The following is a 12,948-nucleotide window of genomic DNA, read 5'->3' as shown; positions in this document are numbered from 1 at the left end:
ATGTACATGGATCCTTGTTTTTCCCTTGGTTCAATAATTTGCTCGGGTTGCCCCGAGCTTTTTTCTTTTTAGAGATTAATCTTTTTGCACTGCTAAAGCAGGTGGCTTCATCATTAAAGTGAAAAATAGAATCACAATGACAGGGGCTGCAATGATTAAGAAGGCGGGGGTAAAACTGCCGGTAATATCTTTAATAGCGCCGGCAATAAACGGTGCTAAACAAGCGATAGTCGAGATTAAATTGACGACAGAGAATAACTCTAAGTAAGGACCGCGACCAAAATAATTGGAGAGTAATACGCTGGATGCTAAGAAGGTCATTCCATAGCCAACACCAACGCAAATCACGAATAAAATCAGCCAGAACCATGACGTGGAAATACTCAGTGCGATAACGCCCAGTACCATGATAATCAAACTACCAATCAGTAAGCGTTTAGGTTCTAACCATTCCCCAGCGGCACCACCGAGAAAGCGAGAAAAAGCGTTCACAAATGCCATGGTACTAAGCAGTGAAACGGCGACCGTCATGCCAAATCCGCGTTCTTCAATGTGCGCGACCGCAAAACTGTTTACCGTAATTCCGCACCATAGAAAAGAAGTATACGTTGCGGCGATTAAATAGAATTGCCAAGTGCGTAGGGCACGGCGCACGGTCCAAACTTCTGCTGTACGGTAAATAGGTTTACTTGAGCTACTAACTTGTTTTTGCATCACGTTTTTGGCGTGTTCTTGCTCTTTTTTGCCTTCTCTGAGCGCTAAGATAGTGATGAGTGTGACAATACTAAGATAAACGGCACAGAGTACCCAATGCATACGCCAAGAGCCTAATTGGTTCGAGGCATAAAAATAGATCCACGGACCGGCTACGCCACCTAGCCCGCCAATCGTGAAGTACAAACCGAATGCGAGAGACTGTTTTTCAAACAGGCGAGAGAGAACATAGGTTCCAGGAACAGTGGCGAGTAACGTAAATCCGATACCAATCAACGCTGTCCCTAAGAAATAGGTGCTGATGGTTTCCGTTGAATAGAGATTGTAAAAGCCAGAGCAGAACACCAGCATACCTAAAAGCAGCGTGAGACGAACACCGACTTTACGTATTAGCAATGAGGGTAGAAAGCTCGCTAAACCGCAGGTTAACCCGAGTAAAGTAAAACCAAAGCCTGCCTCAGTCCAACTCCACTTTAATTCGCCGATCATACTCGGTAATACTACGCCTAATGAGGTGAAGGTGGTGGCAGTAGCAAGGAAATAAACCAGTCCGAGGAGAATAAGAATCGACCATTGGTATAACGGACTAAACGGTGAGGCTTGTGTTTCTGGCATATGCACTCCAGTGGCGCCCTAGTGAGTTAGTCATCACTCACAAGTAATCACTATAAAAGTAGGGCAAAAATAGCACAATGCCCGAAATATCACTTTCAGGCACGAATAGCGCTATTTTCCCTATTTTTGGCGAGAGTACCAGCCTAATTTTGTTTTTGCCCACTCAATGCCACTTTTATACTCATTTGGCAGCATTGGGATCAAATTATCGAGGGTATTTTCGAGCTGATGGACATCGCTATGAGTCAGATTTAAGTGACCCACTTTACGTACAGGGCGCACTTCTTTCTCATACCAATGTAAATGGACTAAAGGCAGATTTAACCATTCTTGGTTAACATCAGTGCCAATTAAATTGACCATCACAGCAGGGCTGAAAACTTCTGGCGTCGGCATCGGAAGATTCAGAATCGCGCGTAAATGGAGCTCGAATTGGCTGATTGAGGCCCCATTTTGAGTCCAGTGCCCACTATTATGAACACGAGGGGCGATTTCGTTGATCAGCAGTTTATCGCCAACCACAAAACACTCCATAGCCATTACACCGACATAGCCGAGCTCATCCATGACGGAGCTGAGCATCGCTTGTGCTTGTTGTTGCTGGACAGGATTCGCATTTGGGAACGCAACGCTGGTGCGTAAAATACCTTCTTGGTGAAGGTTATGTGTGATGGGATAGAAAACCGATTGACCGGATTGGCTGCGGGCACCAATCACGGAGACTTCAGCATCAAATGGGATCCCTTGCTCGACGATGCATTCCCCATAAATTTCTGCGGGAAGATTTAACTCATCACCAGGGCGAACACGCCATTGGCCACGACCGTCGTAGCCACCCGTTCTGCGTTTTACGATCAAAAAATCACCCAGAGTGGCAAATAATTCTGTCCATTGGTCTGGAGATTCTAATAGCGCCCAAGGTGCCGTCGATAAATTTAATGTATCGAATAGGCTTTTTTGTGGGAATCGGTCCGCTAAACGAGGAAAAATATCTCGGTTAATAAACGCATTATGGCGAGCTAGCTCCTTAGTTAAAGGTGTTTCAGGCCAACGTTCAATTTCAGCGGTGATCACGCTTTGTTGGTAAGGAACGGCTTCAGGTTCCGCATCTAGTCCTACAGGGAAAACTGAAATTCCCAGCGGTTCCCCTGCTTGGCGCAGCATTCTGCCTAATTGACCATTACCAAGGACACAAACCGGTTTCATTACGCTTCCCTCGGATCTGGGTTATTTAATACGTCGTTGGTTTGTGCTTCTCGCCATGCGGATAAGCGATTGAATAGCGCACTATCATGAGTGGCTAAAATTTGTGCAGCTAGCAGTGCGGCGTTAGCGGCACCGGCTTTACCAATAGCAAGGGTGCCAACAGGAATACCTTTTGGCATCTGCACAATAGAATACAGGCTATCAACACCACTTAATGCGGCACTTTGTACCGGCACGCCAAGGACAGGAACCAGTGTTTTTGCAGCTAACATGCCAGGTAAATGGGCCGCACCGCCAGCCCCTGCGATAATGACATCAAAACCGTTTGCTTTGGCATTTTCAGCAAAGGAGAACAGTTTATCTGGCGTGCGGTGTGCAGAAACGATTTCAACATGGAAAGGCAGTTGCAGCTCTGTCAGTACATCAGCAGCATGTTGCATCGTTGTCCAATCACTTTTAGAACCCATAACAATGGCGATTTTTGCCGCAGATTGAGCAGGAACTTGGGCAGTCATGTGGTGTGATCCCTGTATTGAAAAATGTCACCCTAAGGGTGGAAATGTGAATTGTCCCGATCATATCACGGTAATCGATCAAGGAAAACGTTTGCGTGACTATAAAATAAGCAAACGATTAGGCTCAAGTGCAAGAATTCACCCGCGCATCTTTAACAAGGAACGAAAACTAAAAAGGAAAGAAAATAAGCTCAATACCGTTTTCATTAATTACAAAAGCGGAACCTTCGCTGTGCCATGCACCTAATACCCCCCTAAAATGGAGATGACCCTCTAGGTTGATTTCATGAATTGCAGGGCGATGAGTGTGACCGTGGATCATCCATTGCGCTTGATGGCGGTTTAATGCATCAATGACGGCGAGGGAATTCACATCCATAATCGCTTCGGATTTCATGCTACTGGCATATTGGCTATTACGGCGCATTTTTTGTGCGATACGGCGACGAATACATAAAGGTAAAGTGAGAAAAAGGCGTTGGATCCAAGGGGTATGAACTTTTTTACGGTAATTTTGATAAGCCGCATCATCGGTGCATAGCGTATCTCCATGCATAATCAAAATACGTTGACCATAAAGTTCAAGCAGCGTTTCTTGGGGGAGGATGGTCATGCCGCACTGTTTAGCATAACGTTGACCCACTAAGAAATCGCGATTTCCGTGAATGAAATAGCAAGGAATACCACGTTCACTTAGCTGCCTTAGTGCTTGAGCTACTTGTTGGTGTAAGGGTGTTTCATCATCATCACCAATCCAATAATTAAAGAAATCGCCTAGAATATACAGGCTGTCGGCATGGATGGCTTGCTGTTCGATAAAATGCAGAAAACCGGCGGTGATCGCCGGTTCATCTTCACTTAAATGCAAATCTGCAATGATATAAGTGGACATAAATTCAGGGATTACTCGCTGACAGTCACTTTTTCAATCACAACGTCTTCGCGAGGTACGTCTTGGTGGAAACCACTGCGACCGGTCGAAACGCCTTTGATTTTGTCAACAACGTCCATACCTTCAACGACTTCAGCAAATACGCAGTAACCCCAACCATCTGGGCGCTCTGAACGGAAGTTTAAGAAGTCATTGTCAGCAACGTTGATGAAGAATTGTGCTGTTGCTGAGTGTGGATCGTTAGTACGAGCCATTGCTAATGTGCCACGGCTGTTTTTCAGTCCGTTATTAGCTTCGTTTTTGATAGGCGCTTTAGTGTCTTTTTGGTTCATGCCAGGCTCAAAACCACCACCTTGGATCATGAAGCCGTTAATAACACGGTGGAAAATGGTATTATTGTAGAAACCTTCGCGGCAGTAAGTTAGAAAGTTTTCAACAGTTACTGGTGCTTTGTCTGCGAAAGTTTTGATAACGATGTCACCGTGATTGGTATGAAATGTAACCATAATAGCTATCCTGAATAATTGTTTTTTGTGCGCTAACTTGCGAAAGCGTTAAGATCAGCAAGTTTATATCACAGATAAAACCTGACTTGAAGCAACAGTGTATTTGCAAAATAGGTTAATCCATAACAGTGACCTATAAATAAGGCGATAAAGTCAAGTGTTAACCTTGCTTTCTTCGGGTGATCGCGATTCAATACCGTGCTATTTTCGTAGGTTGAATCTGGATATTTTATCCTCAACATCGCGATAATCTGATGTATGATAGATATACACGTACTAATAAAATGGAAATAAAAAGATGCTACAGATTTTCAATACACTGAGTCGTCAAAAAGAAGAATTTAAACCCATCCATGCTGGAAAGATTGGGATGTACGTGTGTGGCATCACCATTTACGATTTGTGTCATATTGGTCACGGTCGTACCTTTGTGGCTTTCGATGCAATTAGCCGCTATTTACGCTATTTAGGCTATGACCTGAATTATGTGCGCAACGTGACGGATATTGATGACAAAATCATTAAACGTGCCGCTGAAAATAATGAAAGCGTGGAAGAGTTAACGACGCGCATGTTAGCGGAAATGCATAAAGATTTTGATGCATTAAATATCCTACGTCCAGACAGCGAACCGCGTGCTACTCGCCATATTCATGAAATCATTGAGCTAACTGAAAGCTTGATTGAGCGCGGTCATGCTTATGTTGCAGATAATGGCGATGTAATGTTTGAGGTCAAAACTGATCCAAATTACGGCTTATTATCTCGCCAAGATTTAGACCAGCTTCAAGCGGGTGCCCGTGTTGAAGTGGCTGATGTAAAACGTAATCCAATGGACTTCGTGTTATGGAAAATGTCAAAAGAAGGCGAGCCAAGCTGGGAGTCTCCTTGGGGCTTAGGTCGCCCTGGCTGGCATATTGAATGTTCGGCCATGAACAGCAAAACGCTGGGTAACCATTTTGATATTCACGGTGGCGGTTCCGATTTAATGTTCCCACACCATGAAAATGAAATTGCTCAGTCTACCTGCGCTCACGATGGTCCGTATGTGAACTATTGGATGCACTCCGGCATGGTCATGGTTGATAGAGAGAAAATGTCTAAATCTCTCAATAATTTCTTTACTATCCGTGATGTATTGGAATATTACGATGCGGAAACCGTACGTTATTTCTTACTTTCTGGTCATTATCGTAGCCAGCTGAACTATACCGAAGAGAACTTAAAGCAAGCTCGCACGGCATTAGAGCGCCTATATACCGCATTGCGCGGTACAGATAAATTAGCGACACCTGCTGGTGGTGAAATATACAAAAGTCGTTTCTGCGAAGCGATGAATGATGATTTCAATACACCTGAAGCCTATTCAGCTCTGTTTGATATGGCGCGTGAATTGAACCGCTTGAAAACAGAAAATATGGACGCCGCAAACGGTATGGCAGCGCAATTACGTGAGCTGGCGAAAGTGTTGGGGCTGTTAGAACAAGACCCAGAAACTTTCTTACAAGGTGGGGCACAAAGCGAAGACGATGCCGAAGTGGCAAAAATCGAAGCACTGATTAAACAGCGTAACGACGCGCGTCAAAGCAAAGATTGGGCGCTGGCGGATCAGGCACGTGATGCGCTGACGGCGATGGGGATTGTGTTGGAAGATTCATCAGCTGGCACTACGTGGCGTCGCAAGTAATATTCGTCATATTTCGCGTTGTGGCGTTGTTGGCGTCACTCGGCTACTCGGGTCACATACTTATGTATGCTCCCCGAGATATCCTTGTTAGCCGCCTAGCCACAACACGAACTATTTAGAATATTGTTCTTTGTTATATTTCGCGCTGTGGTGGTGTTGTTGTCATCCGGCTACTCGGGTCGCATACTTATGTATGCTCCTAGGGATTGTCGCCTTGCTACAATTCGAATAATTTAGAGAATTCAGGTTAATCAGGCTAACAAATAAGAATAAAACCCACTAAAAATGATCTGTTTTTGGTGGGTTTTTTTCATGAATTCAACCGCTAAATGTGCAAGCGAGGTAAGGAGAAGGAATGAATACTGTTCAATGAATCGAGTTGTATTCTTTTAATGACATAGTAAGGATAATTATGTTCCCGATAACGTCAACTCGCCCTGCAATGATACAAGCAGTTGCGACTCCATCGACTTCCGTAGCAGTCAATCACCCAGTTTTGACTGAGCTTAATGCAGTCAAAAATACGCCACAAACTAGCTCGGTTGTGGTAAATCCTAAAGTCTCATTGAATAAGCGCCCTAAATTAAAACTGAATATATCTCTTGTTCCCAAACAGTCTGAATTTGATAAATTGAAAGAAAAAACACAGTTATCGATAAATGAAAAAAACATTGAATATGACACTCAAGATAGAGGACAACGGTATCCGAATATTGGGAGTGCGAAACACACGCAAATATCAATACGGAGCGCTGATAAATCTATTGTGAGCCTTTTTGCTAATCGGCTACAAGTGGGGAGTGAAAATTTAGCCATCCGCTGCCAGTACCCCCAAGATAATGCTCAAGCCATTGAAAACCATTTATCTATGCTTATGGCAAACAAGACTCCGATATTAGTTGTTTTAGCATCAAAGAAAGAGATCCACGGTTCTGTTTTTCAAAAAGATAAGCTGCCACCTTACTTTATGAGTAATCAAAAATATGGCGCCATTGAAGTTACCACTAGGCGAGAAAAAAAAGACTATAAAGTAGTACCTAAACAAATCAATGCAGAAAAAAAATCATTAGAGTTGTGCCAATATAAAATGGATATTTTTAATGGCTATAAAAAGCATTCAATCCCTGTGCTCCATGTGACTAATTGGGATGATGGGGGAACGGTGACAACGGAGGAGTTAGTTAAATTAAACCAGCTCATTAGAATCATCAATAAAGGTTGCTTATTTGAACTCTATAAAAATCAAGGAGTAGCAATAGATGGAGAAAATAAACCGCTTCCCGTTATTCATTGTAAAGCGGGCATTGGCCGAACAGGGGTATTAGCGGCATGCATGCAGTGGAGAAAGGCAGGAAATAAACTATCGATGGAAAATATCGTATTAGCGTTACGGGAAACAGGAAACCCGAATATGGTCCAGAATGAAGCGCAATATCGGCAATTACAAGAATTCACAAATGTGCCATTATCCCCAACAAAAACAATCGGTAAGTGGGCTTATTGATTGAGTAACAAAAGGTAAGCTGAGTGGGGCTCAGCTTACCTTTATCAAGGATGTAGTGGAAACTACTCTTGAATTGTGATTTGTTCGCTTCCCATGGAAACAATTTTTCCTGCGACAATTTTGCAGCGTTTACGCGTTTCAACAACGCCATCAACTTGCACTAAGCCATCAGCAATCATTGCTTTTGCCATTGCGCCACTTTCAGCCCAACCTTCAATTTTTAATAGGTCGCATAGCTCAATGTGGGGATGACCATCAAGATGAAAAATATCCATTGTGACTCCAAATTACATTAAATATCGTGGTACTCTTCGCACGCCTGTAACGTGTTTTGGATCAGAGTTGCCACGGTCATTGGTCCAACACCGCCCGGTACTGGAGTGATCCATGCAGCGCGTTTTGACGCCTCATCAAAATCAACATCACCGGTCACCTTGCCATTTTCTAAGCGGTTAATACCCACATCAATAACAATAGCGCCTGGTTTGATCCACTCACCCGGAATAAAATTAGGTTTACCGACGGCGACAACGAGCAAATCTGCATTGCGGACATGCTGTTCGAGATCTTTAGTGAAGCGGTGGGTAACGGTGGTGGTACAGCCTGCTAATAATAATTCAAGGCTCATTGGACGACCAACAATATTTGATGCGCCAATGATAACGGCATTTAAACCGTAAGTATTAATATCATAACGCTCAAGTAGGGTCACAATCCCTCTTGGTGTGCATGGGCGTAAGCGAGGCGCTCGTTGACATAAACGACCTACGTTATATGGATGGAAGCCGTCTACGTCTTTGTCAGGGTGAATTCGCTCAATCACTTTAACGTTATCAATACCCGCTGGGAGTGGTAATTGAACTAAAATACCATCAATGTCAGTGTCTTGGTTTAAGTCATCGATAAGTTTGAGAAGCTCGGCTTCAGTGGTCGTGTCTGGTAAATCATAAGAGCGAGATAGAAAGCCAACTTCTTCGCAGGCACGTCGTTTGCTGCCAACGTAAATTTGAGACGCAGGGTTAGCGCCTACCAGAATCACGGCAAGACCCGGTGCTCGTTTACCATTGGCAATACGAGTTTGTACTTTTTGAGCAACTTCCTGTCTAATTGCTTGCGCAATCGTTTTCCCATCAATAATTTTTGCTAACATCTGTAACTTAATCCATATATGAGACGCGGGGGATGGCTCTATTTTGTCAGAACTTGTTCGTAATGTCAGGTCTATCTGTTATATAAAGTAACCATATCGTTATTTTAGTAGTGAAAACCCATTGACTCGGCGCTCAGCAACCGTATAATTCAACGCCATCAGCCAGATAGGCTGTCTGCGCACATAATGCGCCCTTAGCTCAGTTGGATAGAGCAACGGCCTTCTAAGCCGTAGGTCACAGGTTCGAATCCTGTAGGGCGTACCATTCTCAAGATGGCGCAATCAATAGACATCAAAAGATGTCTTTTTTTATGCCTAAAATTCAGTGAATCAACTGATTTTAACCCTTCTTCGTTCAATTAACGTCTACCTATTCAACTATAAGGTAATTCGCCCGTGTTACCTAAAATTGGCTATCGATATCTTTGTTCGATGACGAATACGGCAGTTTCTGCTTAAACTCAACCATATAATTTCTAACTGTTCATTTTGTTATTTAACACTTCATTAATTGGATTATATTTTATTGTTAAAGTGTCCTGTTTTTTAAATAAAGTAAGAATGTGAGTGCAGTAATGGTCTTTAATTAATTGATATTTAATAATTTTAATGATTTTTTGGAATTTTTATCTGCAACAAGTAAATTAAAAAGTATTAATGGATGATAATTCCTTATTATTACTAATCCTATTTGATATGTTATCTATGAAATAAGATTTTATTTTTGAATTATATTCATAAAAAGATAAGTCGGAATTAGTCGCTCAATATTAATCATAATGACACTGCAATAAAATAAAGTTTATTTCTTGTTACATTTAAATTTAAAAGAGTAATGAAAATGAAAGAAAAAATCGAAGATTACACTGGACCTGCAGCAGGTTGGGGGGCAGTTAAAGCTGTCGCTGAAGCTATACGCGAGCAGATGGATGTTGTACCCGACATTATTACTATGTTTGAAATGAATAAACCTCAAGGTTTTGACTGTCCTGGTTGTGCGTGGCCAGATCCTAAACATAGTGCATCATTTGATGTTTGTGAGAATGGTGCAAAAGCGATGGCATGGGAAGCCACAGCAAAGAGAACGACACTTGAGTTTTTTGCGAAACACACAGTGAGTGAGCTGTTAACGTGGGATGATTACGACTTGGAAAATGAAGGTCGTCTAACTCATCCAATGAAATATAATGCGCAAACAGATTGCTATGAAAAAATTGAATGGAACGATGCTTTTGCTCAAATAGGTCAGCGGTTATCAAGTTACTCAGATCCTAATTCTGTTGAGTTTTATACTTCAGGTCGAACGTCAAATGAAGCGGCGTTTTTATATCAGCTTTTTGCCAGAGAATATGGAACTAACAATTTTCCGGATTGCTCAAATATGTGCCATGAGCCGACAAGTGTTGGTCTCGCAGCTTCAATAGGTGTGGGTAAAGGGACGGTATTACTTGAAGATTTTGACAAGGCTGATTTAGTGATTTGTATTGGGCACAACCCAGGGACTAATCATCCTCGTATGCTCAGTTCACTTCGTGAGGTATCAAAACGAGGTGCCAAAATTATCGCAATTAATCCTTTGAAAGAAAGAGGATTAGAACGATTTACTTATCCGCAAGATCCAATTGAAATGTTGACGCTAGAGTCCACACCTCTAGCGGGATATTACTATAAAGTTAGGATCGGTGGAGATACTGCATTAATTAAAGGTGTCATTCGCACTATTATTGAGTATCACGATGCGGCGGTAGCAAAAGGTCAAGCGCCTATATTAGATAATGAATTTATAAGTACCCATACCGTTGGTTTCGATAAACTTAAGCAAGATGTGTTGTCTACTTCTTGGGATGATATTTTATCTGTGAGTGGCATGACTCGCGATGAAATAGAGCAAATTGCTCAACTTTATATTGAAGCAAAAAACACCATTATTTGTTATGGCATGGGAATTACGCAGCATCAGCATGGCACTCAAAATATTCAGCAACTCATCAATCTTTTATTATTGAAAGGTAATATTGGTCGGGATGGTGCGGGAATTTGTCCATTAAGGGGGCATTCTAATGTGCAAGGCGACCGTACCGTCGGAATAACCGAAAAACCAAGCCAATCTTTTATCGATAAAATTGAGCAACGCTTTGGTTTTAAACCTCCTATCGCTTTTGGTCACGCTGCCGTGGCTAGCATGCAAGCAATCTCTGAAGGAAAAGTAAATGCATTGATCTGTATGGGGGGAAACCTTGCTGTTGCTATGCCGGATAAAGATGCGTGCTACAGTGGAATGAAAAAACTTGATATGGCTGTTCATATTGGAACCAAACTTAATCGGTCACATTTGTTGACGGCAAAGCATACATTTTTATTTCCGGTATTAGGTCGTACAGAAGTTGATATTCAAAAGTCAGGTCCACAAAGCATTACAGTTGAGGATTCTATGTCAATGGTACATGCTTCACATGGCAAACTAAAACCGGCTAGCCCATATTTAAAATCAGAATGTGCAATTGTTGCTGGTCTTGCCAAAGCAACAATCCCTAACTCAAAAGTCGAGTGGGATGATTTCATTGATGATTACGATAAAATTCGTGATGCAATGGAAGCCGTGTTACCAGGTTTTGAAGATTACAATAAAAGAATCCGAATTCCTGGCGGTTTTCATTTAACAAATGCAGCGGCTCAACGTAGGTGGTTAACGCAATCAGGTAAGGCAAACTTTATAACAACAGAAGGTGTTATTGAGGATCCGGAGTCTGCGACACATAGCGAATTAGTGTTGGCAACTATACGTAGCCATGACCAGTACAATACGACAATTTATGGAATGAATGACCGCTATCGTGGCGTTTTTGGTCAGAGAGACGTCATCTTTATCAGTGAAGCTCAGGCAAAAAAACAAAAATTATCTGCGGGTGATAGGGTCAATGTTATTGCCTTGGATAAACAGCAAAAGAGGACTAAACGTCGTTTAGATAATCTAAAAGTGGTTATCTATGATATGGCTGATCGTTGTGTTGCCACTTATTTTCCAGAAGCAAATAACTTGATAGCGCTCGATAACTTTGATCCTCAATGTGGTATTCCGGCGTATAAAAATATTCCAGTCATTTTAGAGAAGGCAAGTGTTGCATCCTAATGATTTTACATTTTAACCACCCCTATAGGGGGTGGTTTATTTTTCCCTCTAAAGGCACATCAACGATTTTGTCTAAATGATGTCGATTTCCCTTCTGCTAAGCCGAACATCTTTACTGCTTTTCTTATCCAGTCATCCTCTAATGTTAGCGACTAAATGCATATGGCATTGACGAGCCGGCTTTCCTAGGCACTTTATAAATAATCTATTCAATATTACTTAGTATTTATGCTGAACAAATACATTACGATATCTAAACTATTTTTAATGTGTATCGTGAGTGATTAGCTTAACGATTTGAGGTAAATAAACGATTAAATAAAGATATGATAATTCATGAATACGCTCACTGATGTTTTTTAGGAAAGTTTAATTATTTAAGTTATAAAATGTTTAAAATTTAATTAAATCTTATGATGGAAAACTCGAATTAAAGGTAAGAAGCCCGTGGTAATAATTATTTACATATTTATTTTTCTGTTGCTAGGAATATTCCTATATTCAGCTATAATGAATTCAGTTTTATGTTTTTCTTCGAGATTATTTAGCTTTAGCTTCCGGAATTTGTGAAATATACCGATTTGTTTCTTTTAATGTGCTTATTTTATGTTTTTTTTGTAATCCTATACCGATTATCTTTTTTTGATTGGTTTTTATTTTTAGCTACGCGAATTAATTGTGATACAAGAGATTCTTATTTTTAAATAGTTAGTATTCTTGTTTTTATATATTGGTTCTTATTGTAAATTATTGTTTCTATTTCACATGTTTCCCGTGTTATATGGGGCTTATTTTATTTAAACAAATATCTTTAATATTTTATTTCGATAATTTGGTTTTTTTATAACTATCTGATTTTGAATAGTTAAATATTTACTCATATTTGATTATTTATTGATTTAAATGAATTAAAAATCTTGATTGATAGCCTGCGTATATCAAATCCTACCTTTTCGATCGAAAAAAACAATTTTTAACCGCTCATCTAATTCTATAACTTAATAACAGCTGAAGAGTATTTGCCTTTAT

The 12,948-nt window shown here is 41.1% G+C and carries 10 protein-coding genes and 1 tRNA gene; 4 read left to right on the top strand and 7 right to left on the bottom strand.

Annotated elements, in window-relative coordinates:
- Positions 1–75: 75 nt before the first annotated feature.
- From PR766_RS09905 to ppiB, 5 genes are all read right to left on the bottom strand, one after another.
- Positions 76–1,329: an MFS transporter gene (locus PR766_RS09905; RefSeq protein ID WP_036968113.1), complete on the bottom strand. Its 1,254-nt coding sequence runs from the start codon at positions 1,327–1,329 to the stop codon at positions 76–78.
- A gap of 120 nt (positions 1,330–1,449) precedes the next feature.
- The gene (gene purK, locus PR766_RS09900) at positions 1,450–2,535 is read right to left on the bottom strand and encodes a 5-(carboxyamino)imidazole ribonucleotide synthase (RefSeq protein ID WP_036961657.1); all 1,086 of its coding nucleotides are present in this window, start codon (positions 2,533–2,535) and stop codon (positions 1,450–1,452) included.
- Positions 2,535–3,050, bottom strand: coding sequence for a 5-(carboxyamino)imidazole ribonucleotide mutase (gene purE, locus PR766_RS09895; RefSeq protein WP_006661096.1), 516 nt, complete (start codon positions 3,048–3,050; stop codon positions 2,535–2,537). Before purE ends, purK begins: the two co-directional genes overlap by 1 nt.
- Positions 3,051–3,219: 169 nt before the next feature.
- Positions 3,220–3,942, bottom strand: a complete 723-nt coding sequence (lpxH, locus tag PR766_RS09890; RefSeq protein ID WP_036961661.1) for a UDP-2,3-diacylglucosamine diphosphatase — start codon at positions 3,940–3,942, stop codon at positions 3,220–3,222.
- Between the two features lie 11 nt (positions 3,943–3,953).
- Entirely contained in the window at positions 3,954–4,448 is a 495-nt protein-coding gene (gene ppiB / locus PR766_RS09885) for a peptidylprolyl isomerase B (RefSeq protein ID WP_006659258.1), read from the bottom strand.
- Between the two features lie 298 nt (positions 4,449–4,746).
- Between ppiB and cysS the strand changes: the two genes are divergently transcribed.
- Positions 4,747–6,135 (top strand): cysteine--tRNA ligase, encoded by a 1,389-nt coding sequence (gene cysS, locus PR766_RS09880; RefSeq protein ID WP_154636220.1) that lies wholly within the window; start codon positions 4,747–4,749, stop codon positions 6,133–6,135.
- A gap of 412 nt (positions 6,136–6,547) precedes the next feature.
- Positions 6,548–7,639 (top strand): protein-tyrosine phosphatase family protein, encoded by a 1,092-nt coding sequence (locus PR766_RS09875; protein WP_230086793.1) that lies wholly within the window; start codon positions 6,548–6,550, stop codon positions 7,637–7,639.
- A gap of 62 nt (positions 7,640–7,701) precedes the next feature.
- Here the strand turns inward: PR766_RS09875 and ybcJ are convergent, their stop codons facing one another.
- Positions 7,702–7,914, bottom strand: a complete 213-nt coding sequence (ybcJ, locus tag PR766_RS09870) for a ribosome-associated protein YbcJ (RefSeq protein WP_006661098.1) — start codon at positions 7,912–7,914, stop codon at positions 7,702–7,704.
- 17 nt (positions 7,915–7,931) lie between these two features.
- Entirely contained in the window at positions 7,932–8,789 is an 858-nt protein-coding gene (gene folD, locus PR766_RS09865) for a bifunctional methylenetetrahydrofolate dehydrogenase/methenyltetrahydrofolate cyclohydrolase FolD (RefSeq protein ID WP_006660671.1), read from the bottom strand.
- A 188-nt stretch (positions 8,790–8,977) separates the two neighbouring features.
- Here folD and PR766_RS09860 point away from each other — a divergent pair.
- A tRNA-Arg gene (locus tag PR766_RS09860) sits at positions 8,978–9,054 on the top strand.
- A gap of 576 nt (positions 9,055–9,630) precedes the next feature.
- A complete protein-coding gene (locus PR766_RS09855) occupies positions 9,631–11,919 on the top strand; it encodes an FdhF/YdeP family oxidoreductase (RefSeq protein WP_006661099.1) in 2,289 nt (762 codons plus the stop codon).
- Positions 11,920–12,948 lie beyond the last annotated feature (1,029 nt).

The sequence above is a fragment of the Providencia sp. PROV208 genome (assembly GCF_028479465.1).
GTDB lineage: Bacteria > Pseudomonadota > Gammaproteobacteria > Enterobacterales > Enterobacteriaceae > Providencia > Providencia alcalifaciens.
Note: the sequence above shows the minus strand (reverse complement) of the source record. Positions and strands in the feature narration are given on the sequence as shown.